The sequence below is a fragment of the Rhodococcus sp. 14-2470-1a genome (assembly GCF_002259425.1).
GTDB lineage: Bacteria > Actinomycetota > Actinomycetes > Mycobacteriales > Mycobacteriaceae > Rhodococcoides > Rhodococcoides fascians_E.
Genome location: NZ_NPFZ01000025.1, coordinates 71,045 through 95,459, shown reverse-complemented (window position 1 = coordinate 95,459; position 24,415 = coordinate 71,045). Strand labels below are relative to the sequence as shown.

Sequence of the window (24,415 nt, the reverse complement as noted above, 5' to 3'; positions counted from 1 at the left end):
GCCGACGCAGGTGAAGGGGTCAGCCGGAGTACGGCGAGACGCGCACGATGTTGCCCGCGAGATCCGCCACGATCCGGCCGCCGCGACGGTCGGCGTCGTACGCCGTCACTGCAATCTGCGGAACGCCGTCGTCGGTGTCGATGGTCACCCAGTCGGCAACTGCATCGGGAACCCCCACGGCCGCCGGTGCTCCGGCGATCAGACCGGCCACGACGCCTGAGTCGACGAGCGTCCAATCGAACGGAATCTCCGACGGATCCAGCAGGTCGGTGGTGCGATACACCTCGAAACCGCCTGCGACGAAGACGCGTTCCCGACGTCCGTCTGCCGAGACCCGGTACACATCCGCGCGGTTGTCGTCGTCGACCTGAATGCTCAACTCCAGGACCTCGGTCGTTCCGAAACGTTCGATGTACCGATTGCGGAAGTCCTCGAGGCCCGCGGCGGTGTCGAAGACGAACGGCTGCGCGACGATCGGCGTCACGTCCGCCGGCAGGGGCATCGACGGTTGCGAGGGTGGTGACACCGTCGTCTCCTGTTGCGCTACAACGGGTTCCTCCTCGGAGTCTCGGGTCGCGAAGAACAGTGCCAACCCGGCGGCGATGATCACGACGGATCCGAGAGCGAGAAACACGCGGGGTTTCGGCGCGGACCGTCGGGCAACGGGTTCGGGGAGATCGACGTCGAGTTGCAGATCGCTGACCAGACGGTGCAGTTCGTCCAAGGTCACCGCGTTGCGGGCCCGTTCGCTGCGCAGACGATGCTCGCCGAAGGACAGCTGACCGTCGGCGTAGGCCGTGTCGAGCGCCGACGCGGTGAGCGCGCGGTCGATGTCGCGTGCGCGGAATGCGGTGGAACGGTATTTCGCCGCCATGAGAGTCCTACTTCCCGAACTGGAACGGGGTCACGTACAAGAAGTTGCCTGCCGGATCGACCGACATGGTGCCGCTTTCCTCGTCGGTGTTGTCTGCGCTGATCAACACCTCGGGACCGTCGGACTCACCTCGCATCTGAATGTTGAGGCTGTCGATCCTCGACAGATTCAGGCTCGCCGCAGCTCCGGCCACGACGGCAGCCAACTTCGGTAGGTCGACCGTCGCGAGATCGATCTGCTGCTGATCCGCCCGCCTGGACGTCGACCAGTCCTCGTCGAATTCGAGCACGCCGTCGCGGAAGTCGTAGGTGACCTGCTTCTGCGGCGCCCCGGGCGCGGGCATCCTGAGGATCGCGTAGGACTCGTACAGACCGAGACTGTCCACGACGGTGGTGCCCGTCCGAGCCTGCAGAGCGGCTGCGATATCCGCCACGATGGCGGGGTTCTGGTAGCCCATCTCACCGTAGGTGGCGACGGGGTCGCCCTCCGCAGCGCACGACCTGACACCGAACGTGATCGCGACGGCCGCTGCCACCAGCGGAATCGCGACCGCGAAGAACCCCAGGCGCGACGACCTCGCCGTGCGAACCGGATGTACCAGCTCGATCGGGTCGGCCATGGGAGCAAGGTCGGTCTCGTTCTGCAGGTCCTCGATGAGCGAGTGCAGATCCGCCAGCGTCTCCGCTTCCATCGCCAGGTCGATACGCGCCGCGTGCTCCTCCTCGGACAATTGACCGTCGGCCCGGGCCTCGTCGAGAGTGGCGCATGCCTGAGTTCGGTCGGTATCCCTCGCCCGGGTGGAGGGCGGAAGTCGCGTCGGCACAGGTGGAGCATAGTTTCGGGTCCCCGAATTGCCCAGATGCGGTGACACCGGCGCCCACCCGTCGGCGGCCGCACGTACTCTGGTTCTCGTGCGACTTCAGCGACAGGTGGTGGACTACGCCCTTCAGCGACGGTCGCTGCTTGCCGAGGTGTACTCGGGCAGGACCGGAGTGAGCGCCGTGTGCGACGCCGATCCCTATCTGCTCCGGGCCGCCAAGTTCCACGGCCGCGGCAGCGACGTCGTCTGCCCGATCTGCAGGAAGGAACAGCTCACCCACGTCTCCTGGGTGTTCGGCGAGAAACTGGGCCCACTGTCCGGGTCCGCTCGCACCGCGGACGAGCTGGTACGCCTCGCCGCGACGCAGGAGGAATTCTCCGTCCACGTGGTGGAGGTCTGCAGGTCCTGCAGCTGGAACCACCTCGTGCAGTCCTATGTCCTCGGCGCCGTGCCCGCGCCCAAGCAACCGCGACGGTCCCGGTCCAATTCTCGCGGACCTGGCCGTCGAACAGCGAGCGAGTGACACAATCGCATGCGCTGACCGACCCCGGTCTTCCATGTGAGTAGTGCCCGCCCAAGACCACTGGAGTTCTGTACGTGAGTTCCCCCTACGACAACACCCCCGGCGGTAGCTCCGGGGATCGTGACCCGTCCAGGCGCCCACCGAACGTGCCTCCCGGCACCTCCGGTCGTCCGCCGGGCCCACGTCCCCCGATGCCACCCCCCGGGCGTCGTCCGGCAGGACCTCCCCCCGGTGTCAGGCGCGACGCGCAAGGCCGTCCTCTCGGCCCACCGGCCGGGCCCCCGCCCCTGCGTCGTGACGCCCAGGGTCGGCCGATTCCGCCGAATCCACGCCCCCCGGCACGTGACGCCCAAGGGCGCCCTCTGCAGAACCCGCCTCCCGGCCGTCCCCCGCTGCCGAACGCCCGGCAGGATGTCCGACGCCCTGCCGCCGGTCCGCCGCCTCCCGTTCCACCAAACAATCTTCCGCCGACCGGACCTCCGGACGACGGTGTTCCACGCTCTTCGGGCAACGAACCGCCCGAACCGCCCGAGAGAGGTTCCGCCGCGAAAACGAAGAAGAAGTCCAAGTGGCGCACAGTTCGACGGACCTTGTACGTGCTGGTCGCGTTGGGTCTGATCGTTCCGATCCTCACCTTCATGGTGGCGTACACCGTCGAGGACGTCCCTCGTCCCGGCGACATCAAGACCAATCAGGTGGCGACGATTCTCGCCTCCGACGGCACCACCGAGCTGGGCCGGGTCGTCCCACCTGAAGGCAACCGGACCGACGTCACGATCGACCAGATCCCGCTGCACGTGCGCAACGCCGTGCTGTCGGCGGAGGATCGTGACTTCTACTCCAACCCCGGCTTCTCGATCACCGGCTTCGGTCGCGCGTTGCGCGACAACGTACTGGGCCGCGACAGCGCCGGCGGTGGCTCGACCATCACTCAGCAGTACGTGAAGAACGCACTCGTCGGATCCGAGCGCACTCTGACTCGAAAGATGCGTGAGCTCGTCATCTCCTCGAAGATGGCTCGCCAGTGGTCCAAGGACGACATCCTGGCCGCGTACTTGAACACGATCTACTTCGGTCGCGGTGCGTACGGCATCGCGGCAGCGTCGACGGCGTACTTCGGCAAGCCGGTCGACCAGCTGACGATCGAAGAAGGTGCCGTCCTCGCCGCGACGATTCAGCAGCCCTCCGGCTTGGACCCCGAGTTCAATCCCGAGGGTGCCCAGTCGCGGTGGAACTACGTGCTCGACGGCATGGTCAGCCAGGGCAACATCGATCAGGCTCAGCGCGCAGCCATGGTCTATCCGCCATGGATCCCCAGCTCGGCTGCATCGAACGACGACACCGACAGCGGCCCCAACGGACTGATCAAGGCGCAGGTTCTCCGCGAACTGTCCGCCGCGGGAGTCAGTGAGCAGGACCTGAACACCGAAGGCCTGCAGATCACCACGACGATCGACCCGGCCGCGCAAGCGGCCGCCATCGACGCGGTGAACAGCAATCTCGAAGGAGAGCCGGGCGACCTGCGCACTGCATCGGTGTCCATCGATCCCAGAACCGGTGCGGTCAAGTCGTACTACGGCGGCGCCGACGGCCGTGGATTCGACTTCGCGCAGTCCGGTCTGCAGACGGGCTCGTCCTTCAAGGTGTTCGGTCTCGCCGCGGCGCTCGACCAAGGCATCCCGCTGTCGCAGATGTACGACAGCTCCCCGCTGACGGTCAACGGCATCTCCATCGGCAACGTCGAGGGCGAGTCCTGCGGAACGTGCACCATCGCAGAGGCACTCAAGCGATCCTTGAACACGAGCTTCTATCGCATGCAGCTCGCCATGGACAACGGCCCCCAGTCCATCGCGGACATGGCGCACAAACTGGGTGTCGCCGAGGAAATTCCAGGCGTCGGACCCACGCTGACCGAAGGCGACGGCGTCGGACCCAACAACGGGATCGTCCTCGGGCAGTACCAGTCACGCGTCATCGACATGGCTTCCGCCTACGCCACCCTCGCCGCATCGGGCGTCTACCACGCACCGCATTTCGTGCAACGCGTCGTGACGGCCGACGGCACCGTCCTCCTCGATCGAGGCGCCGAGCCCGGCCAGCAGGTCGTCCCCGCTGCAGTGGCGGACAACGTCACCGCCGCGATGCGTCCCATTGCCGGATACTCGAACGGGCACAACCTCGCCGGTGGACGACAGTCCGCAGCGAAGACGGGCACGGCGCAGCTCGGCGACACCGGCGAGAACAAGGATGCCTGGATGGTGGGTTACACCCCGTCGCTGTCCACCGCCGTGTGGGTCGGTACCGAGCAGGGGCTGCCGCTGCAGAACAGCTACGGCGGCTCGATCTACGGCTCCGGAATTCCGTCGGACATCTGGAAGGACACGATGGACGGAACCCTCGAAGGAACGACCAACGAGACGTTCCCGACGCCCGAGCCCATCGCGGGACAGGCAGGCGTGCCGCAGTATTCGGCGCCGGCCGCGCCGACGACCGTCGCGCCGACGTCCGAGCCTCCGCCCATCACACTGCCGATCCCGACGGAGATCTCGCCGCCCGTGGTGATCACCCCGCGGCAGGTGGAAATCCTGCCCGGCGTGACCATCCCGCTACCCGGACTGGCGCCCGCTCCGACGCCGGAGACTCCTGCCGAACCGGAGGCTCCAGCGCAGGAACCCGAACCGGCCCCGGGCCGGTAACCTGTCCGGAGTGAGCGACAGCAACCCCGGCACCCCCGTCGAACGCAGGGTTGCAAGTCCGGGGCCGCTCGCGCCGGATCTTCGCTCGAACAGCGCCCGGGATCTACCCGCCACGTCGGACCCGATGGCGGCCGAACTCACGGCCGCCATCGGAGGCCCCGCCGGTCGGCACGCGCTGATCGGCAGGCAACGCTTCTTCACCCCGCTGCGGGTTCTGTTGCTGCTCGCCGTCGTGTTTCTCGCATTCGGCTGGTTCGCGAAGGCAGGCTGTATTCAACAGGCCCCCAACGGTCCCGACGGCGAGCTCGGGCTCGACTGGAGCGGCAGCCGTCAGTACGTGGCAATGTGCTACTCCGACACCGTGCCGTTGTTCGGAGCCGAACGTCTCGACGAAGGCGCCTTCCCGTACAAGAAGTCCTGGGAGGAAGTAGCTGCCGACGGCACAACCCAGATCCGCTACATGGAGTACCCGGTGCTGTCCGGGCTGTACCAATACGGGTCGATGGTCGTGGCCGAGGCATGGAGTTCGGTGTCCTGGTTGCCGCAAGCGCTCCCGGTCGCCGTCTACTTCAACGTCGTCGTCATCGGCTTGGCGATCGCCTGGCTGGTGACGGTGTGGGCCACCGCCATATCCGCCGGACGCAGAATATGGGACGCCGCCCTCGTTGCCGCGTCACCACTCGTCGTGGTACACGGCTTCACCAATTTCGACGCTCTCGCAACCGCTTTCGCCGCCGGCGCCCTCCTCGCCTGGGGCCGTAAGAGACCGATCCTCGCAGGTGTTCTGCTGGGGCTCGGCGGCGCCGCCAAGCTGTATCCTCTCCTGCTGCTCGGACCGCTCCTCGTACTGTGTTGGCGCGCCGGCAAGATGAGGGAATGGGGACAAGCCACCTGTGCGGCCGTCGCCGCCTGGCTCGCCGTCAATCTTCCCATCGCACTGCTCTATCCGAGCGGATGGTACGAGTTCTTCCGCCTCAACTCCGCCCGCGGCGCCGACCCCGACTCGATCTACAACGTCATCACGTCCTTCACGGGCTGGGGAGGCTTCGACGGCACCCTCTACCCCGGCGACAAACCGTTGGTACTCAACGCCGTCACCCTCGGACTCTTCGCAATCGTCTGCGTCGCAATCGCCTACATCGCAGTCAACGCCCCGATGCGCCCCAGGCTGGCGCAACTCTGCTTTCTCGTCGTCGCGGGATTCCTCCTGACCAACAAAGTCTGGAGCCCCCAGTACTCCCTCTGGCTCGTACCGCTCGCCGTCCTCGCACTACCGCACCGCCGACTCCTCCTCGCCTGGATGGCCGTCGACGCCCTCATCTGGTTCCCGCGGATGTACTACTACCTCGGCATCGGCAACAAAGGCGTGCCCGAGCAATGGTTCACCGCCGCAATCGTTCTCCGCGACATCGCCGTCATCGGCCTCTGCGCACTCGTCGTCCGGCAGATCTACCGACCCCAGGAAGACCTCATCCGCCGCAACGGCACCGACGACCCCATCGGCGGCGTCCTCGATCACACCCGCGACGTCCACCGCGTTTCCACCGGTACCCCTGCAACCCAGCCACCCGGGGACCGAACGGTTCATTCGGTCACTTGGAGTGACTGAACGGCACGTTCGCTCCGACGGGCGTCCGGTGCAACCCGGCCACCCGGGGACCGAACGGTTCGTTCGGTCACTTGGAGTGACTGAACGGCACGTTCGCTCCGGCGGGATGCGGGCGGCGGCGGGGCGAGGTTGTCAGGGCCGGATGTAGGGCCCGAGTTGAGGGACGGCTTCGCCGGCGTGTTTGGCGTTGATGCCTTCGCCGATGGCCTGGAGTTTCCAGTTGCCGCCGTCGCGGTAGACCTTGGCCATGACGAGGCCGGTGAACGGCATGCCGCCTTGCAGGGTGAAGCGTGCGAGTTCGGCGTTGTTGGTGTCGTCGACGAGCCGGCAGAAGGCGTTCTGGATCTGCTCGAAGGTCTGCCCTCGGTAGGAGGTCACGGTGAAGACGATGGCCGTGACCTGCGGGGGTACGCGGGTGAGGTCGACGTTCACTACCTCGTCGTCGCCTTCTCCTTCGCCGGTGAGGTTGTCACCCTGGTGCAGGATGGATCCGTCCTTGGCGCGGAGTTGACCGTAGTAGACGACGTCGGCGACGTTGTTTCCGGCGAACATGATGGCCGACGCGTCGAGGTCGACGTTGCCGCCTTTGCCGCCCCCGCCGAAGAAGCTGGTCTTCTTCGGTGCCTGGACGGGGTCCCAGCCGAGTCCCATGCGGATGATGGTCAGCGCGACTCCGCCGTCCTTCTTCAGCGTGACCTTCTGGCCTTTGCTGAGGCTGACGGGGCGTGCTTTCGTGAGGTTGACCTCGGGTGGACCTGCCGGCGCGGCCGGTGGTGGCGGCACGGGCGCGGCCGCCGGAGCGGGTGGTGGTGTTGCGGCGGGAGGCGGTGTCGGTGCTGCGGGGGCAGCCGGCGCGTCGTCGACGGATACGCCGTGGTCGGTCACCAGGGCTGCGAACCCGCCGGCATACCCCTGCCCGACGGCACGGACCTTCCATGCTCCGGAACGACGGTAGATCTCGACTGCGATGACGATGGACTCGCTGCTCAGGCCGTCGATGGTGTAGTGGTAGAGGGGATTTCCCTGACCGTCGCTCACGTACGCAGCCGGGGGTGCGGACCGGCCGAAGTTGGACGATGCATCCTCGAGCGTGATGACCGCGCGAATCTGCTCGATGTCCGCCGGTATCTGCGCGAGCGACACGGCGAGCTGTGCCGGTTGCCCGCCTTGGCCGGAGACCAGCCGAACGCCAGGTCCGGTCGGCTGGTTGAAGAAGACGAAGTCTGCGTCGGTTCGCACCTTTCCGTCCGCTGTCACCAGTAGGGCGGACAGGTCGGCGGGTGCGGACAGTTGCACAGAGACGAGAACATCGGCTGCTGTGATCGGGCCGTTCTGACCCTTTGCCAAGGGTTGGCCGGGAGCAGACATGAAAGAAGTCCTTCGGTCGGATGCGGATGCTGCACACCAATGTACTGGGTGGATTTGTCCGGATGGGGCTACTGCGTCCGGACGCTGAACAGGTCGCCGGGCGTGCACCCGAGCGCGAGGCACACCGCCGTCAGTGTGCTGAACCGAATTGCTTTGGCTCGGTCGTTCTTCAGCACCGACAGGTTCACGACGCTGACGCCCGCGACACGGGAGAGCTCGGCCAAGGTCATTCCGCGGGCATCGAGTATCTCCCCGAGATGGCAGGTGATCAGGTGTTCGGTGGGCTCACCCATCAGACCAATCCCTCGGTGTCCTCGACGAGCCTCGTGCCCTGTTGGATTGCTGCGTAGACGAATTGAAGGAATGCGGCGACCGCAATCGCGATCCAGACCCCGTCGAAGCTGGCCGCGGTGTCCAGCACATCGGTCAGCTCGAGCGATCCCAGGACGGAGTTGGTGCCCATCTGCCGCAGCATTCCGGTGAGGAACGGGTAGAGCACGACGACGCCGGCTACCACCGTCAGGTCGACCGTCGCACCCTTCCCGAAGGCCCGGCCGTCGATGACTCGGTCGCAGAATCGGTAGAGGAATGTCATCCCCACCAGCAACAGAACCAGCCCGACGACTGTCTCGGAGTATCGGAAGAAATCGATCATTCCCATCAGGCGTTGCACGTCGGACTTGGCGAATGCCAACTCGACCACGTTGCCGGGCTGGAGCTCACCGCCGTAGAGGCCGACGACGGGAGTGTCGACGACGGGCTCGACCGAGACCCGAACGTAGGACGACAGCCCGTACTCGAACAGCCTCCACGCCGACCAGCCGACGGCGATCAGGGCATAGATTGCCATCACTATCCGGTTCGATCGTCGCGATCCCAGTGACGAGCCCATGACAACTCCATATCGATAGTCGATAACAACGAATATCGATATAGTATCGAGAATCGTTATGGTGTCAACGGGTCATCGAACCGCCGTGGCTTTCCCGACGAGCCCCCGAACCTCCGCTACCAGCTCCGACACCGACACCGGAATCACGCTGATGATCGACGTGTGCCGGATCATGTAGCGCCCGTCGCCGGCGAAATCCACCCACTGCACACCGGTCGTTCCCTCGGTCAGCCTGCTGTCCGGTGCCGGGCCGGCGCACACCAGGATCTCGCCTGCACTGGACGGTGGACGGGAGAACAAACGCTCGTAGCGGTCGTCGTTGCTCGTGCGCGACATACTCTGCAGCAGGGGTGATCTCTCCGTGTCGCCTTCGGTGGCGGGCCGGCTTACATCGATCCGCGGGCCGGTGCCGCGCTCCACGTTCGGCAACACATCCACGACGGCACGCACACCTCGGAAAGGTTCCATCGTCTCCAGAGTGATGTCGCCGCCGGAGCGGTCGTCGATGCCGGGTGCCTGCGTCAGAACGACGGCTACGTCGTGTCCCACAGCCGCGTGCGCGCGCAGTTTCGTGTGCTCGGTGTCTCCGGTCCTCACGTGCCCGACGAGTTCCACCCGGACAACCGGCTCGACGATCGTCCGGATCGCGAAACGAAGATCTTCGTCCAGGATCTCGAGCGCGGCAGTCGTGGCCTCGTGACGTCTGCGGTGATAGTCGGCAGCGGAGTCGGCCATCGGACGATGCTGAACGGGGAACGGCAGGCGGTCTCGCCCGGATTGCTCGAGGAGCATCCTGAACACGAGACCGTCGAGTGTCCAATGCCGAAGTGTCACTCTCCGAGCACCGGGGGTGCCACGAGCGGAAGCGATCCGATCAGTTCGTCTCCGTTCACCGCGTCGATCAGGTAGCCGGGTGTCTGATGGACATCGTCGTCGCCACCTCCCCCTCCACGGCCCGCCGCAGGGGCCATGCCGCCCATACCCATTCCCGGGGTGCCGGGACGTCCAGCCGTCGCTCCGGCTGCCCCGGCGACACCGCCGCCCCCGGCCGCACCCAGTCCGCTCCCGGACGGGCCGCCGACCGACGAACCTCCTCCCGGTCCGCCGAAACCGCCTGCGCCCAGGCTGCCTGGACCCAGGCCGCCGCCACCGCGCACGCCGCCGGAGCCACCCGAAACTCCGGAACCCCCCGAACCGAACCGCGAGCCTGCGCCGCTACCTCCCGGCCGCCCGCCGGACCCGCCCGGGGCGAGTGCTCCGCCGACCGGTGATCCCGCCGCTGCGCTGCTGGTGGAGGAGGGTGCTCCGGTGCCCTGTGCTCCACCGTTTCCCTGCCCGGCACCGTAGGGGCTCGAATTGGTCTGGCCCGCAGGCGATGCAGCGGATTCTGCGGGCGCCCAGCTCGATGCCTCGGTGGAGGGAGCCTGCGGCGTTGCGGCAGCGTCGCCGCCTGGGTTCGCCGTAGTTGTCCCCGCGCTGCCGGGACCGGCACTGCCTCCGGACATACCGCCCCACCCGGAACCATCGGAATCCGGTCGAGACGCGCCAGGGGACGAAAAGGTAAGCCCCTCGGAACCGCTCAACGGGTTCAGTGCGGGCGGAAGAACCGGAACCTGAACGGCCGCTTCACGAATGACGGGCGCATACTGACTCTTCATCACGGTACGAGCAGCCTCCTCCGCTTCTTCGTGGAGGTGTTGGAAACTCTTGAGGTCACCGGGCAGCAGTGTTCTGGTGAGCCAGGAACCGACGTCGAAGATCTTCTCGCCGGTGCCGTACGGAACGGGCGGGGGCAGAGCAGCGCGGGTGGCACTCACCCCGGCCGACGTCGCTTGAACCTTCTGGGAAAGACCGTCGGCGGCCAGCATCAATTCGCCTGCCGAGGTCGCGTAGCGATCGACACCCTGCCCGGCGGCCTCGGCCGCGGCGCCCTGCCAGTTGGTCCCGACCTGGTTGGTCACCTTCAACGCGAAGGCGGCGGCGTCGGTTGCAGCGTTGTTGCCCAGAATTCGCCAGTTGCCGGACGTGGCGTCGATGTGCTCGGCCTGAAGCGCCTGCGCTTTGCTCCAGATGTCCTCGTGCGACATGACCTCGAACGGGTCGTCGTCGACGGGCCTGCCCTCGTACACCGCGGTGTACCCGAACTGCGCCATGGCGTTGTCCCTGATCTCGGCCCCGGCCTCGCGCGCCCGGTCGGAGCCACCGTTGAGTGCGAGATCCATGCCGCCGGGGAGGCCGATCACCGATGCTGCCACCGCCTCCGCTGTGGCCGGCTCCGGATTCACCGCCCGCTCCGGTCAGGTCCGCTCGCGTGCATCCCCATGACTGCCCCCTGTAGTGGTCCAACCAGCTTCTACGCAACCCTTTGCCTAGTTGGACGCACCGGAGACGCTCACGGTTCCCTGTGCTCCGCGATTCGCCCGAAAAACCAGTCGAGGATCTCCTCGCCCGCGCGTCCGCCGGTTGCGGTGGTGACGGTCAAGCCAGGTGGACGAAAGTTCAGTGCCTCGAGTTCGCCGTGTGCGGGCCGAATGGCATGGTCCGCGGCGAGCAACATGTCCGCGTCGAGTGCGCCGTCACCGGCGGCGAGGGTGATGGACTCCGGCCTCAGGGATCCGTCGTCGACGGCGCGGGCGTGGACCTCGGCGACGGCGCGGCTCTTGCTGACCACGTCGGGCATCGAGTAGATCTTGCGCCCCTGTTGAGACACGTTCCATCCACGCGCGGCGCACCACTGCGACCAGTCGTCCATGAACCCGGCAGGCACAGCGTCGGGCTCCACGACGAGATAGCAGAACAGGTCGTCGGCGGTGCGTCGTTTGAGAACCCAGTCGCCGTCGGCGCGTGCCGCGAGTTCCTGCTGGACGGCCGGTAGGTCGACGTCGTCGAAGGAGGCACGCCACGAGGCGTCGGGCACGCCGTCGACCAGGATGTTGCCTCCGTTGGTGGTGATGGCGTATCGCCACGGTGCGCCGGGCAGATCGATCCTGTCGAACTGCTCGACGGTCCTCGTCGTCGTCGGGACGACCACTGCCTCGGAGGCCAGTTTCTGCAGTAGTTCCGTCGAGCGCACGCTCATGTAGGACAACGGCCCGCCGTCGTACATCTCGACGCAGGTGACCGACGCGTCCAGCGGAAAGCCCAGAGCTGCCGACGAATAGATCATCGTGCGATCCAGGTCCACCGAGATCAGGGCAGTGCTCACGTGACGTCCTTGATCAGTCCCATGCAGGAGTACGCGAGATCGGGAACTTCGACGACGGGAACCCCCCTCGCCTCGGCGAGCATCCGAATGTGTTTGTGCTCGGGAGCTTTCGCATCACGTACCAGCACCCGCCAGGGAACGCGCCTCAGCAGGACCCGGGTGGTCTCTCCCACTCCTGGCTTGACGAAGTTGACGTGCGAGATGCCGAACTCCTCGCGCACCTTCTCCACCGACGCCCACCCGGTCCACGTCGGCGTCCGATCCGACTTCCCGATCGCCGAGGCCTCCGCGGTGGCGGCGTCGCGCACGTCGGCGAAGCGTGCGGAGACGGTGTCGAGGAGATGGTTGGAGACGTCGTCGGCGGCGAGTTCCGCGTAGTACTTGGCTCCGTGGAAGTCGCCGTCGCGGATGAGATCTGCGTTGAGGACGGTGCGGGAGACGAGGCCGGACACCGTCGAGTTGAGGCAGGCCGACGCGATGAGGAAGTCGTCTCTGGTGCCGTACGTTCTCGCGCAGTGGCCGGGGTCGGCCAGGACGGCGAGGTCGTCGTCGAAGTCGGCTCCGTCGAATTCCGCCAGTGCGGCCGAGAGTTCGCGTGCGATAGCGCCCTTGCCGGTCCAGCCGTCCACGAAGACGACCGATCGTGGGTCATGGTGGTCGGCCAGGTACTTCAGTGCCACGGAGTCGATTCCGCGATCGCGCACGATCGACACGGCGTAGTGCGGGATCTCGATGCCGTGCATCTCGTGAGCCCAGCGACGCATCAGGATGCCGACCGGTGTGCCCGCGCGTGCGAGCGACGCGAGAACGATGTCGTGTCCCCGTTCGGCGAGTACGAGCTCGGTGACGGTGCCGACGGCAAGAGCCAATCGAGATGCGCTGTCGTGCAGAACTTCTTCGAACAACTCGCGATATGCGGCGTCGGGTTGGTACTCGACGGGCAACGATTCGGCGTAGTGGGCCGTACCTTCCTGGATTCTCCGCTCGCGTTCGGCGACGTCTGCTTCCAGGGAGATGTCGGAGAGGTCCTTCAGCAGCCACGTCACCTCGTTCGGTGCGTAGGACCCGAAGTCCGGTCCGGTCAGAGGTGTCGCGCGTCGAGACACGATGAGCCGCTGTGGATCCGCGCCGCTGACCACGACTACCAGGACGTCGGAGCCGGATGCGGCCACGACGTCGGCGACGCCGCCGGACGCGAAGAGACGGTCGGTGTCCGCGGGTGCGTCGACGATCAGCACGATCTGCGCGTTCTCCGGTCCCGACGCGTTGTAGACGTAGCGGGCCTGTGCCTCGTCGTCTTCCGGGGCGAGGAACTCGAACCCTCGGCGAAGGGGGTAGCCCGGCTCGTCGAGTACGTAGGCCGGCGACCGAGTGGTGGTCTGGAACAGTGCCGGGTGCCCACGGTCCGACAGTGCGGCTGCGACTTTCAGTGGCAGGTACATCAGTTCCTCGTGCCCGAGTACGACGACGGGCCGCCCGGGCTCGAGTGCCGACGCGACGGCGTCGGCGACCTCGGCGGCCGCGGCGACGAACGACGCGGTGTCACCGGCACGGAAACCGTGACGGCCACCGTCCGGGACGGTCTCGGGCCAGTGCGCGTCGACGCGCGTGATGGTGCCTGCGTGGTCGGCGACGGGGTTGTACGCCGGTTCCGGCAACGCGACGACGGACTCGATCAGGTTGTCCGCCAGCGCGACGCGGCCCTGGGCGAGGCTCACCGAGTCGAGGGTGACTCCCAATTCCTCGGCCGCTGCGGCGGATTCCGCGAGATGCTCGTCGGTGCGCATGTCCACGAGCGAGGCGATGACGTACCGGGTGCGTGGCGTCACGGCGTGGAGAGCTCGAACAGCGTCGAGTGCTGTTCTACCGGTGGATATCTCGTCGTCGACGAGAACGAGTGGCAGCTGTGGGTCGAGAACGCGCGGCGAGGTGGGTAACAGTTGGTGATCGGTGGCGTGGGAGTGGCCTTCCTGGAACTCGGCGTACACACCGGTTCCCGGGACGTCTCGCCGCGTCGAGTGCAGGTAGCAGTGTGCGTTCAGGCGTGCGGCGACACAGTGGCCGAGTCCCGTTGCGGTTTCCGCGAAACCGAGGACGTCGACGTCGGATCCGCCCACTGCTTCGAGAACCAGGTCTCCCAAGGCGTCGGCAGCACCGGTCACGACGGATGGATCGACCGGAATGTGCTTGCCGAGTACCTCCGACACCAGCAGATGTGCGCGGCGGGGATTGCGCCGCAGTCCCGGACGGACGAGCTCCTCGATGGTCCAGTCCGACGAGGTGCTCGTGGTGGTCAGGTGTATTCCCGAGGTCGGGTCGGTCATCGCTCTGCTAGCTCTTTCAGTAGTTCGACGAAGGTGATGCCCTCGTTGGTCACCCCGAACGCGCGGGCGCGCAGTAGGGTTTGGTGCGCCCAATTGCGGTGCGGGCCCAGCTCGTTCATCTTGTTTCCGTATCCGGACGCCCGCACACCGCCTGCGTCGGATTCCAGGATGTCGAGAGCGTCGTGGTACTCCTCGTGGGTGACGGCCGACAGTGCGTGCACCGCCGCTACGTGCGACGGATGGATGACGGTCTTTCCTTGAATTCCGTTGGCGCGGTCCAGGGCAACCTCGCGAAGCAGCGCATCGAGGTCATGGCTGACGAGCTGGTGGCGGAAGCGCACGGCTTCCTGCTCGGCGAACGGTGTCTGGCGAAGCATGGGCCGGAACATGCGTTCGTGGTCGGCGAAGTACTCCCACACCGGTCCGGTGATGACGAACCCGGATTCGTTGCTCCGGCCCAGGTGGTTGACGATGGCGCTGACGACGTCGGCGACGACGCGCACGTCGTAGATGGTGAGGTCTCGGTCGCGACGGATCCCGAACATCCCGCACATGTCGGTGGCCCCGATGCGCACGGCGAGGATCTGTTGTCGATGATCCTGCAGCAGAGCGCGGATCGCGACGAGCTCGGTGTCTCGCGTTTCGCGGAACACCACCTCAGGTGACTCCAACACCGGCATCGAGAAGAGGCGTCGGCCGAGGCGGGTGGAACCGCGAGCGACCTCGTCGAGGAACGCACCTCCTCGTGCGGCGGTGAACTTGGGAATCACGAACCCCGCCAATGCCGACGCGTCGGTGCGGAGCGAGGTGCAGATGCGTTCGATCTGCTGCGAGGTTCGTGCGCGGACGAACACGAGCGAGCCGTGGACGTCGTCGGCGGCTAGGGCGTCGAGGGTCGCGACTGCGTTGTCGATCGCCTCTTCGAGGTTGTGATCGGCGACCGCGTCCTCGAGATCGATCACGAGCGAGCACACGCCTTCTGCGCTGCGCTTGATCAACGTCTCGGTCAGGTCCGCGCGGGTCGCGGGCATGTAGAGGGTTGCCCCGAGACCGACGGCGACGAGGCCGAGATCGCCCGCGGTGTCTATCTTTTCCGGCGCGTGCAGGAACAGTCGATCCAGGACTGCCCCGTCGAGATGTCTGAAATGTTGCACCGAGATCCTTCGCGGGTAGTGACAGGTGATCTAGCGAGCCGAGCCGCGCATTCGGTCGATCACCCCGGAGATGAAGCCGGAAATACTTCTCAGGTCCTGGAGGTAGGACCAGTAGTCGGGGTGTGTTCCTGTCAGCGTTGCGGTTGCACGGTCGATTCGAGCCAGCTGAGCATCCAACACCGACCCCCATTCGGCAACCAGGGAACGATTGACGGCGAGCTGTTGTGCATCTCGTAACTTGAAGCGCACCGCGCGTTCTTCGCCCGTTGGGTCGAGCTTCACCTCACGCAGCAGTTCGAGGCGATCGGTGACGGCGTCGACCAGTTCCTCGGCGTCGGACAGGTGGCTACGCGCCTGGGCGATGTACTCGAGCGCCTGCTCCGGGTTGGACGAGGAGAACGACGCGCGGGCCGCGGACAGGTCCTCCTCGGCTTGCTCGATGTGCCGGGCGCTGTGCTGTTCGTTGTGCGAGAGATCCGCGGAACTGGCGACGTTGAACTCGCGTAGCAACGCGGAGAACGCGGGGGCGAGACGATCGAATCGGGTGCGTACCGCTTCGACTCTGGTTTTCACCGACGTCAGCGCGGCTCTGGCCTCGGCGACGCGGCCCGGTGCTGCGGCAACCGCGGATTCCAGTTCTTCGGCGGCTTCCCGCACCGCCGCCGCGGCGGTACGGGCTCGCGGGGCGTCCTTCGAGCTCATCGCGGCGTCGAGGGCAGCGACCGCGGTGTCGACGCCGCGCCACGCCGAGCGAATCGAGGGGTAGTCGACGAATGCAGGATCGGCCGACGCGACGGCCAGTTGAGCCTTCTCGGCGAGCGCTGTGGCGTCCTGAGCCAGTCGCGGTGTCGCGGCGAGCGCGGATCGTGCCTGTTCGAGGTCGTCGCGATGGGCCGCGTAGAACCGGTCGACGGCTTTGGCTGCTTCGCCCAGCAGGTGGGCGGCGTTCTGGAACGCAGCCTGGGCCGGTCCGGTCTCGATGCCGTCGTACTGTTCCATCGCCGCGAGGTATGCCGCGCCTGCGTCGAAGCAGGCCTTCTCGGCCGGTGCCCACGCGGTGGTCGGATCCCGATCGGGGTACATCGACCGGACGGCGTCGACGCCGGACGACGCGATGGACTGGCGCTTGTCCATATCGAGAAAGGCAGCGACGGCCGTGCTCTGTGCCTGGGATCCGTGGGCCTCGCGCGCACGCGGATCCGACTCGCCCGAGCGGCGGAAGAGTCCAGGTCGGCGACTTGTCACCAGCCCGATAGTACTGACGGGAACTTCGCGGTGTGTGGTGCGCGTTAGCGTTGTGAACCGAAGACGAAAGTGACCAATCGGGCACGCGAGACACTACGGTGTTCCTCGGTAGGGGAACTCACGGCGAAAGGAAAGTCATGGGCGTCAGCCTCAGCAAGGGCGGCAATGTCTCACTCACGAAGGCAGCTCCCAACCTGACCGCAGTCACGGTCGGCCTCGGATGGGACATCCGATCGACGACCGGAACGGACTTCGACCTCGACGCCAGCGCCATCGCGCTCGGTGCCGACAAGAAGGCCCTCAGCGATCAGCATTTCGTGTTCTTCAACAACCTGAAGTCCCCCGACGGTTCCATCGAGCACACCGGTGACAACACCACCGGTGAAGGCGATGGCGACGACGAGCAGATCAAGGTGGACCTCGCCGCCGTGCCGCCGAACGTCGACACGATCACGTTCCCCGTGTCGATCTACGACGCCGACGCACGCTCGCAGTCGTTCGGTCAGGTCCGCAACGCGTTCATCCGCGTGATCAACCAGGCCGATCAGTCGGAGTTGGCGCGCTACGACCTCAGCGAGGACGCGTCGACGGAAACGGCCATGGTCTTCGGTGAGCTCTACCGCAACGGCGCCGAGTGGAAGTTCCGTGCAGTGGGCCAGGGCTACGCGTCCGGCCTCGCCGGAATCGCCCGCGATTTCGGAGTAAACGTGTAGTAAAGCCCAGGTCAAGATTGGGACTACCCCGCCTCTTCCTTCATGATTGAGGCGGGGTTTGTCGTGTGTAGACACAGCCCGGTTCGTCCCAATACCTGCGCCGGCTACAGAAAGGCCACACGCCCGTGGTTCTACGCATCTTCGGTTGGTCCATAGGCGTCACCATCGTTTCGGTGATCGTCGCCTTCCTCTACGGCGGTTGGCAGGCACTGTTCCTGGTGCTGATCCTCGGCGTTCTCGAGGTGTCGCTGTCCTTCGACAACGCGGTCATCAACGCGACCGTTCTTCGCCGCATGAGCGAGTTCTGGCAGAAGATCTTCCTCACCATCGGCATCATCATCGCCGTCTTCGGTATGCGGCTGCTGTTTCCCCTGGTCATCGTCTGGGCTGCGTCGGGTCTCGGCCCCGTCGCCGCAATCGATCTCGCACTCAACCCGCCGCCGAACGACGCCGCGTACTTCGACGACGGTCGTCCCAGTTACGAGACGCTTCTGACGGACGCGCACCCACAGATCGCGGCGTTCGGCGGCATGTTCCTGCTGATGCTGTTCCTCGGCTTCATCTTCGAGGATCGCGAGATCACGTGGCTGAGCTGGTTGGAGAAGCCACTCGCGCGGATCGGCCGGCTGGATCAACTCGCAGTCGTCGTCGCCAGCATCATCCTGGTCCTCACGGCCGAGTTCCTCGCCGAGGACGAGAAGATCTCCACAGTCATGGTTGCCGGTGTACTCGGCATGATCACCTACATCGCCGTCAATGGCCTCGGCGAGTTGTTCCACGTCGAGGAAGAGGGCGAGGAGGGCTCGGGCGGACCGAGCGAGCTTGCCAAGGCAACCGGCAAGGCCGGCTTCTTCCTGTTCCTCTACCTCGAGGTGCTCGACGCGTCGTTCTCGTTCGACGGCGTCATCGGCGCGTTCGCCATCACCGCGGACCCGATCATCATCGCTCTGGGCCTCGGCTTCATCGGCGCGATGTTCGTTCGGTCGATCACGGTGTTCCTGGTCCGCAAGGGGACGCTCAGCGACTACGTGTACCTCGAGCACGGGGCGCATTGGGCGATCGGTGCACTGGCGATCATCCTGATGGTGTCCATCGGCGTGCACATCAACGAGATCATCACCGGATTGGTCGGTGTGTTCTTCATCGGTGCGGCGTTCATCAGTTCAGTGGTACGGAACCGGAAGCTGGAAGCCGCAGGCACCGACACGCACATGCACGTCTAGTCCTCACCAATCGTCGAGCTTCGTATGGCCGTCCTGTAGCGCACGCGCGAACAGGGCGGCCTTCGTCGGTGCAGGCCTGCCCACGGCGGAGTATTTCTGACGAATCCGGGTCAGGTGAGTGTTGATGGTTCCCACGGAGATGTGGACGGATGCAGCCGCGACGGTTTTCGAGTCCGACGCGAACCAGGCGATCATCACTTCCACTTCCCGCGCGCTGAGCGGTGGTCTGCGATACACGTGCTTACTACGTTCTCCGATCGATGAAACAGACGTCGGTGCGTGCGTACGCATCGGTGCAACGAACACGGAAAAGTACCCCCAGACGAGAAGAATCCCGGACTTGAAAAACCATCACTGAAAACATCGATGACGCCCGACCGCCGTGGTCCGATCCTGTAGCCGTGACGGCCGTCTGGCCAGCCCAAACAGGGGGTCCGTACAGGTCAATACACCGAGACCTGCTTCGACCACCGTGAAACCGACCGTTCGCTTATAGTTCCGCCATGACAGCGGTCCAGCCCGATCCCCGCACCATCACCACCAAGGCCGAACTGACCGCGGGCCTGCGCTCGGTGCGGGAGAACTCGGGCAAGACGTATCGAGAACTGGTGAAGTTGTCCGGCGCCCTCCACGGCACCATCAGCGGATGGTTCTCCGGCCAACACCTTCCGATGGACGCCAGCGCCGACATGTTCGACAGGGTCCTGCGCGAGTGCGGCGTCGGCGACGCGGACGAACGAGCCCTGTGGTGGGACGCCATCGTCCGGGTGCGCCCCGCGTCGGGCAAGCGCCCCGACCGCAGCCGGGCGCCGTACAAGGGCCTCGAATCGTTCGAGGCGTCGGACGCGGAATGGTTCTTCGGACGGTCCGACGTCGTCGCCGAGCTTCGCGAGAAAGTACGTCGCGTCGCCGACGACGGGGGCGGGGTCGTCTTCGTCCTCGGGGCATCGGGATCGGGTAAGTCGTCGGTACTGCGGGCGGGTTTGGCGGCGTCCCTCGGCGGCGCCGGGGTGAACGGTGCTCGGGTGCACACCGGACTGTCCGGCATCGAAGCCTGGTCGACGACGGCAACCACGAGTTCCGATCCGACGGACCGAACGGACGGCAGTGTCGTCGTCCTCGACCAGGTCGAGGAGTTGTGGACGCTCGCCGGCGCGGATCGGCGGCACGCAGTTCTGGCTGCGGTGCAGCGGAAGGTGGTGGCGGGTGCCGTCGTCGTGATGGGTCTGCGCGCCGACTTCTATCAGAACGCGGTGGCCGAGGATGTCCTGAGGCCCGGCCTCGTCGACAATCCGATCGTGCTCGGTCGCCTTCGTCCGGACCAGCTGCGGGACGCCATCGTCGAACCCGCACGCAAGGCCGGAATCGGCGTCGACGACGCACTGCTTCGGACCTTGTTGTCGGAGATGGAGCCGTCGGGCACGGTGTTCGCGCACGATCAGGGTGCACTCCCGATGCTGTCGCACGCACTGCTCGCGACGTGGTCGACGGCGACGGGCCCGACGATGACCGTCGACGACTACTTCTCCACCGGCGGGATACCGGGGGCTGTCGGCCAGTCCGCCGAGGCCGTCTACTCGTCGCTCGACCCGGCCCAGCAGATCGCCGCGGCCCTGGTCTTCGTGCGATTGGTCAACATCGAGGACGACGTCCTGACGCGTCGACGCGTGGACCGCGGCGAACTTCTCCGCGGGGAGGACACCGACGCCGACGTCGAAGTGGTGGTGGAGCGTTTCGCGGCGGCGCGTCTTCTCACCGTCGAAGAGGACTCGGTGTCGGTGACACACGAGGTGCTGCTGACAGCCTGGGATCGGCTTCGCCGATGGATCGACGGGGACCGGCAGTGGCATCTGGTGCATCGCCGCCTCACCGACGCTGCCGTGCTGTGGGATCACAGTGGGCGCGACTCGACGGTGCTTCTGCCCGCGAGTCGCCTCGATGCCCTGCACGATTCGCTCGCCGAGGGCGACCGGGAGGGTGACCTCAACGTCGTCGAACGTGACTACCTCGCCGCGAGCGAGAGGCGAGTCGCTCACACCGAGTCGCAGCAGCGCAGGCGTCGGCGAGTGCTCGAGGTGTTGACCGCAGCGCTCGCGGTGCTGACGGTCGTGGCGGTGGTGTCGGCGGTGGTCGCGTTCTCGGCGAGCAGCGATGCGGACGACAGGCGCATCGAGGCCGAAGCCGCGTTGGCGGGTCAGTTGGCGGGCTCGGCCGAGCGTTTCCGCGCACTCGACCCAGGCCTGTCGGTTCATCTGGCCCTCGCTGCGTACGAGATCGATCCGGCGACGGCAGCGAGATCGGCGCTGCTCGACGCTTCCGCGGTGCATGCTCCTGTCCGGCTGCCCGGCGTGTCGGGCGAGACCGTCGCGCGAGTCGATTCCACCGGGGAGGTTCTCGCGGCTGCGGGCGCCGACGGCACGGTCCGGTTGTGGTCGCTCGGTGCACCGGCTCGCGCCCGCGGAACCGTCGACATCGGGGAACCGGGCAGCGCGCTCACCGTCGCGTTCGCGCCGACGAGCCGGACTCTGGCGGTGTCGGGTGCGTCGGGAACAAGCCTGTGGGACATCGCCGACGTCGATTCGCCGGCGCTCCTGTCGGCCGTCGGCGACGACGCGACGACGGCGAAAGCGATGGCGTTCGCGCCCGACGGATCGTCGTTGGCGCTGGTGTCCGGCGGCGGCGCCGTCTCGGTGTGGAACGTGGCCGACCCGGCGGCGCCCACTCTCGCCGTCGTTCCGGCGACGTCGGTCCCGATGAATGCCGTGGCGTTTTCTCCCGACGGATCGGCACTGGTCACGGCGGGCAAGGCTCGTGGGTTGCAGGTGTGGGAGATGCCGGCGCTGACCACGACCTCCTTCGAGATTCCTTCGGACGGCGGTACCTACGACTACCTGTCGGTGACGTACTCCCCGGACGGTCGCACGATCGCTGCAGGAACGACAGGTCGAGACGTGGCGCGTTGGGCCGTCGAACCCGGTGGTCGCCTCGCCGCACTAGCACCCCTGACCGGCTTCACCAGTTACGTCAACGACGTGGCATTCGACGGCACCGGATCGGAACTCGCCGCCGTCAGTTCCGACAACTCGATCAAGACGTGGGATGCGGCGACGGGTGTTCTACGTGAAACATTGCCGGGATCGACGGTCGTCATGTCGGTCGACTACGCACCGGACGATTCCGCTCTGATCACGGCGGGGCAGGACGGAGTCACCCGCGTCTGGCCCCTGCCTGGACCGGTGATGCCAGGACAGACCGACACCGTCTTCATCAACCCGACGGACGGCAGCGGAACACGAGTCCTCGCCGGCGTCGGTTCGCGCGGCGACGGCCTTCGATTGTGGGATGTCACAGATCCGAACCGACCGATCGCGTCCGCGAGGCCGCTGTCCCCGACCACCGCCGACCCGCTGACGGGTGCGGCGGCGCTGTCGTGGGATGGATCGTTGGCCGCCGGTGGCACGTCGTCGGGAGCGTTCCAACTGTGGGACGTCCGGGCGCCGCAGAATCCGATTGCGCTCGGAACCCCGCACGCCGCCGTCGACTCGCTCGTAGGCGTGTTGGTCTTCGGCCGTACCGGTGATCTGCTGGCCGTGTCCCCGCAGAACACTCCCGACGTCGAACTCTGGGACGTCCGCGATCCGTCGCGGCCCACGCGGCTGTCCGGCTTCGACGTCGGCAACAATCCGCAGGTCATGGCCTTCAGCCCGGACGAACGGACGCTGGCCGTTCCGACGCTGAACGACGAGGTCGAACTGTGGAACGTCAGCGACCCGGCGGCTCCGGTCAAGGTGTCGACCGTCGCGGGCTTCTCCGGCGACGCGCAGGCAGCGGCGTTCTCACCCGACGGGCGACTGCTCGCCGCGGGCAGTGCGGACCACACGCTCCGACTGTGGGACGTCGCCGATCCGACGACGCCGCGCCACGTCGCCCAGATCGTCGGTCCGAGGGAGTCGGTGTATTCGGTGGCGTTCGATCCGAGTGGCACCAGACTCGTTGCAGGCGTCGACGGCCAGTCGATGTGGATGTGGGACATCTCCGACCCGTTCGATTCGCGGACGTTCGCGACGCTGACCGCCTACGGCAACCGCGTCAACGACGCAGTGTTCACCGCAGGCGGTGCCGCAGTGATCGGCGGTGGACCGGAGAAGGACCTACGAGTGTGGCGGACCGATCCCGAGGACGTGGTCGAAAGGATCTGCGCCGGTGGAGGATCGACGATCACCCGGGAGGAATGGGATCAGTATCTCCCGGGATCGCCGTTCCGCGAGCTGTGCTGATTCGCGAGCTGTGCTGATTCGTGAGCTCGGCAGATGGTGGGCGTCAGAGATCGGCGATGTCGATCAGGCCGTCCTGCAGGGCACGGGCAACGAGTGACGCCTTGGTGGACGCGGTACGGCCGACAGCGGCGTACTTCGCGCGAATACGCGTGAGATGAGTGTTGACAGTTCCCAGCGACAGGAACAGCGACTTCGCGACCTCGACCTTGGAGTCGCACTTGATCCAGCCGGTGAGCACCTCGATCTCGCGCTGGGTGAGCATGGGCCGAGGGAGAAACGGTCCGGTTGCGCGCGATCCGCCGGTCGGAGGCAGCTGGATGGGCGGTGGGACGAGAGACATGGTCCGTCGCGGAGCTGCGTTGCCGAGCCCGCTGCCCGTACCCGAGGCCGAGGCGTCGAAGGCTGAAGCGCCGAAGGCTGAGGCGTCGATGCTGACTGTCATGTGAATTCTCCCCGAGGTTCCTGCGGTTGTGGCTTGGCACAACCATTCGCGTAAATGATCTTCACAGTTGACTGCCAGGTTTGTCTGCCCTGAAAACTAGGGGCATTGAAACGACAACCATGTACACGGCGTGCACTGTGACCGAGATGACGTTCAGGCGCGGTGGCCCGTCAGTTCTGGTTGGGTGGCTCCGGCATCGGCAGCCAGCCGTCTTCCACGGCCCGCTTGTAGAGATCGGTCTTGGTCGGCGCTGGCCTGCCTGCCTCGGCGTACTTGTTCCGGATACGCACGAGGTAGTCGTTGACCGTCTGCTCGGACAACCCGGCCAGCCGAGCGACGCGAGCAGCTTTCTCGCCGGATGCGTACAGCGCCAGGACTTCGCGTTGGCGTGGGCTGAGTCCGACGTCGGGAAGATGCGGATCACCGTCGATGGCCGCGGCCCAGTCGGTCGTGACCACCTGACCACCTGCGGCTGCTCGGCGAATGGCCGAGACGATCGCGGCGGCGGGTTCCGACTTGCGGACCACGCCGAGCACGCCCGCCCTCGCGGCGGAACGCACGAGGAACGGGTTCTCGGCACCGGTGTAGACGAGGACCTGCACGCCGACGGAGTGCAGCCTCTCGACGTTGGACCTCGGCGACGAACCGTCACCCAGCCGAAGATCGAGTACGACGAGATCCAGCCGGTGGCCGAGTCCTACGAGCTCGTCGACGGTGGTGGTCACGGCGACGAGCTCGAGATCGGCTTCGTCGGACAGAATGGCGCGGAGACCGACCGCGACGGACTCGTGGTCCTCGACCAGGCCGATCCGTCGGCGACCTGCCGCGGCGTCGGGCACGGTGTCGCTGCCCATCGACGTCTGCGCCGGCAGCGGTTGCCCTGCTGCTGGTGAATGCGGTTCATCCGCCGCGATGTGCGGTGTCGTCGCCCCCGGAACCACTGTCATTGCCCCACCTCTGATGTCTCAGCCGAGGTGAACTCGGCTGCCTGAGACGAATGTCGAACAACGCGATTGGTTCGTTACGTCTGCGGTGTGGAACGGGGAGAAG

The 24,415-nt window shown here is 66.3% G+C and carries 20 protein-coding genes; 6 read left to right on the top strand and 14 right to left on the bottom strand.

Annotation, left to right across the window (positions count from 1 at the left end; genetic code table 11):
• Positions 1 to 19: 19 nt before the first annotated feature.
• Both CH292_RS13920 and CH292_RS13915 read right to left on the bottom strand, forming a co-directional pair.
• On the bottom strand, positions 20 to 874 hold the full coding sequence (locus CH292_RS13920; protein WP_019665138.1) for a DUF1707 domain-containing protein: 855 nt from the start codon (positions 872 to 874) through the stop codon (positions 20 to 22).
• A 7-nt stretch (positions 875 to 881) separates the two neighbouring features.
• Complete coding sequence (locus CH292_RS13915; protein ID WP_080738070.1) at positions 882 to 1,697, bottom strand: DUF1707 domain-containing protein; 816 nt, start codon at positions 1,695 to 1,697, stop codon at positions 882 to 884.
• A gap of 88 nt (positions 1,698 to 1,785) precedes the next feature.
• Between CH292_RS13915 and CH292_RS13910 the strand changes: the two genes are divergently transcribed.
• The 3 genes from CH292_RS13910 (at position 1,786) to CH292_RS13900 (ending at position 6,522) form a co-directional block, all read left to right on the top strand.
• Positions 1,786 to 2,217: a DUF5318 domain-containing protein gene (locus CH292_RS13910; protein WP_026347800.1), complete on the top strand. Its 432-nt coding sequence runs from the start codon at positions 1,786 to 1,788 to the stop codon at positions 2,215 to 2,217.
• 191 nt (positions 2,218 to 2,408) lie between these two features.
• Entirely contained in the window at positions 2,409 to 4,913 is a 2,505-nt protein-coding gene (locus CH292_RS13905) for a transglycosylase domain-containing protein (protein WP_373454681.1), read from the top strand.
• 10 nt (positions 4,914 to 4,923) lie between these two features.
• A complete protein-coding gene (locus tag CH292_RS13900; protein ID WP_179277969.1) occupies positions 4,924 to 6,522 on the top strand; it encodes a glycosyltransferase family 87 protein in 1,599 nt (532 codons plus the stop codon).
• A 132-nt stretch (positions 6,523 to 6,654) separates the two neighbouring features.
• On the opposite strand, the gene CH292_RS13895 is transcribed toward CH292_RS13900, so the two are convergent.
• The 9 genes from CH292_RS13895 to CH292_RS13855 form a co-directional block, all read right to left on the bottom strand.
• The gene (locus tag CH292_RS13895; protein WP_179277968.1) at positions 6,655 to 7,890 is read right to left on the bottom strand and encodes a TerD family protein; all 1,236 of its coding nucleotides are present in this window, start codon (positions 7,888 to 7,890) and stop codon (positions 6,655 to 6,657) included.
• Between the two features lie 68 nt (positions 7,891 to 7,958).
• Complete coding sequence (locus tag CH292_RS13890; RefSeq protein ID WP_019665144.1) at positions 7,959 to 8,183, bottom strand: helix-turn-helix transcriptional regulator; 225 nt, start codon at positions 8,181 to 8,183, stop codon at positions 7,959 to 7,961.
• On the bottom strand, positions 8,183 to 8,782 hold the full coding sequence (locus CH292_RS13885; RefSeq protein ID WP_256978127.1) for a hypothetical protein: 600 nt from the start codon (positions 8,780 to 8,782) through the stop codon (positions 8,183 to 8,185). The genes CH292_RS13890 and CH292_RS13885 overlap by 1 nt, the downstream gene beginning before the upstream one ends.
• Before the next feature lie 72 nt (positions 8,783 to 8,854).
• Positions 8,855 to 9,616, bottom strand: a complete 762-nt coding sequence (locus CH292_RS13880; protein ID WP_094655029.1) for an ESX secretion-associated protein EspG — start codon at positions 9,614 to 9,616, stop codon at positions 8,855 to 8,857.
• Positions 9,613 to 11,067, bottom strand: coding sequence for a hypothetical protein (locus tag CH292_RS13875; protein WP_094655028.1), 1,455 nt, complete (start codon positions 11,065 to 11,067; stop codon positions 9,613 to 9,615). Before CH292_RS13875 ends, CH292_RS13880 begins: the two co-directional genes overlap by 4 nt.
• Before the next feature lie 107 nt (positions 11,068 to 11,174).
• Positions 11,175 to 11,987, bottom strand: a complete 813-nt coding sequence (locus CH292_RS13870) for a hypothetical protein (RefSeq protein WP_020110437.1) — start codon at positions 11,985 to 11,987, stop codon at positions 11,175 to 11,177.
• Positions 11,984 to 14,311 carry a phosphoribosyltransferase gene (locus tag CH292_RS13865; protein WP_094655027.1) on the bottom strand — a complete coding sequence of 776 codons (2,328 nt, stop codon included), beginning with the start codon at positions 14,309 to 14,311 and terminating at the stop codon, positions 11,984 to 11,986. Before CH292_RS13865 ends, CH292_RS13870 begins: the two co-directional genes overlap by 4 nt.
• Positions 14,308 to 15,465, bottom strand: coding sequence for an HpcH/HpaI aldolase/citrate lyase family protein (locus CH292_RS13860; protein ID WP_094655026.1), 1,158 nt, complete (start codon positions 15,463 to 15,465; stop codon positions 14,308 to 14,310). The genes CH292_RS13865 and CH292_RS13860 overlap by 4 nt, the downstream gene beginning before the upstream one ends.
• 30 nt (positions 15,466 to 15,495) lie before the next feature.
• Complete coding sequence (locus CH292_RS13855) at positions 15,496 to 16,599, bottom strand: hypothetical protein (protein WP_019665151.1); 1,104 nt, start codon at positions 16,597 to 16,599, stop codon at positions 15,496 to 15,498.
• 248 nt (positions 16,600 to 16,847) lie between these two features.
• On the opposite strand from CH292_RS13855, the gene CH292_RS13850 reads away from it, so the two are divergent.
• Positions 16,848 to 17,423, top strand: a complete 576-nt coding sequence (locus CH292_RS13850; RefSeq protein WP_019665152.1) for a TerD family protein — start codon at positions 16,848 to 16,850, stop codon at positions 17,421 to 17,423.
• Positions 17,424 to 17,548: 125 nt separating this feature from the next.
• A complete protein-coding gene (locus CH292_RS13845; protein ID WP_019665153.1) occupies positions 17,549 to 18,646 on the top strand; it encodes a DUF475 domain-containing protein in 1,098 nt (365 codons plus the stop codon).
• Positions 18,647 to 18,649: 3 nt separating this feature from the next.
• Here the strand turns inward: CH292_RS13845 and CH292_RS13840 are convergent, their stop codons facing one another.
• Positions 18,650 to 18,937 carry a LuxR C-terminal-related transcriptional regulator gene (locus CH292_RS13840; protein WP_051104900.1) on the bottom strand — a complete coding sequence of 96 codons (288 nt, stop codon included), beginning with the start codon at positions 18,935 to 18,937 and terminating at the stop codon, positions 18,650 to 18,652.
• A 212-nt stretch (positions 18,938 to 19,149) separates the two neighbouring features.
• Between CH292_RS13840 and CH292_RS13835 the strand changes: the two genes are divergently transcribed.
• Positions 19,150 to 22,923: an AAA family ATPase gene (locus CH292_RS13835; RefSeq protein WP_094655025.1), complete on the top strand. Its 3,774-nt coding sequence runs from the start codon at positions 19,150 to 19,152 to the stop codon at positions 22,921 to 22,923.
• 43 nt (positions 22,924 to 22,966) lie between these two features.
• Here CH292_RS13835 and CH292_RS13830 read toward each other — a convergent pair whose 3' ends face one another.
• The gene (locus tag CH292_RS13830) at positions 22,967 to 23,365 is read right to left on the bottom strand and encodes a response regulator transcription factor (protein WP_094627666.1); all 399 of its coding nucleotides are present in this window, start codon (positions 23,363 to 23,365) and stop codon (positions 22,967 to 22,969) included.
• Positions 23,366 to 23,535: 170 nt separating this feature from the next.
• Positions 23,536 to 24,219: a response regulator gene (locus CH292_RS13825; RefSeq protein WP_170947527.1), complete on the bottom strand. Its 684-nt coding sequence runs from the start codon at positions 24,217 to 24,219 to the stop codon at positions 23,536 to 23,538.
• Positions 24,220 to 24,415: the final 196 nt, after the last annotated feature.

What these genes read in the sequence shown, in the direction of transcription:
- CH292_RS13890 (WP_019665144.1), bottom strand. Translation starts at nt 8,183, where the DNA reads ATGGGTGAGCCCACCGAACACCTGATCACCTGCCATCTCGGGGAGATA.
- CH292_RS13865 (WP_094655027.1), bottom strand. Translation starts at nt 14,311, where the DNA reads ATGACCGACCCGACCTCGGGAATACACCTGACCACCACGAGCACCTCG.
- CH292_RS13905 (WP_373454681.1), top strand. Translation starts at nt 2,409, where the DNA reads ATGCCACCCCCCGGGCGTCGTCCGGCAGGACCTCCCCCCGGTGTCAGG.
- CH292_RS13885 (WP_256978127.1), bottom strand. Translation starts at nt 8,782, where the DNA reads ATGGGCTCGTCACTGGGATCGCGACGATCGAACCGGATAGTGATGGCA.
- CH292_RS13825 (WP_170947527.1), bottom strand. Translation starts at nt 24,219, where the DNA reads ATGGGCAGCGACACCGTGCCCGACGCCGCGGCAGGTCGCCGACGGATC.
- CH292_RS13855 (WP_019665151.1), bottom strand. Translation starts at nt 16,599, where the DNA reads ATGGACAAGCGCCAGTCCATCGCGTCGTCCGGCGTCGACGCCGTCCGG.
- CH292_RS13920 (WP_019665138.1), bottom strand. Translation starts at nt 874, where the DNA reads ATGGCGGCGAAATACCGTTCCACCGCATTCCGCGCACGCGACATCGAC.
- CH292_RS13840 (WP_051104900.1), bottom strand. Translation starts at nt 18,937, where the DNA reads ATGCGTACGCACGCACCGACGTCTGTTTCATCGATCGGAGAACGTAGT.
- CH292_RS13850 (WP_019665152.1), top strand. Translation starts at nt 16,848, where the DNA reads ATGGGCGTCAGCCTCAGCAAGGGCGGCAATGTCTCACTCACGAAGGCA.
- CH292_RS13830 (WP_094627666.1), bottom strand. Translation starts at nt 23,365, where the DNA reads ATGACAGTCAGCATCGACGCCTCAGCCTTCGGCGCTTCAGCCTTCGAC.
- CH292_RS13835 (WP_094655025.1), top strand. Translation starts at nt 19,150, where the DNA reads ATGACAGCGGTCCAGCCCGATCCCCGCACCATCACCACCAAGGCCGAA.
- CH292_RS13895 (WP_179277968.1), bottom strand. Translation starts at nt 7,890, where the DNA reads ATGTCTGCTCCCGGCCAACCCTTGGCAAAGGGTCAGAACGGCCCGATC.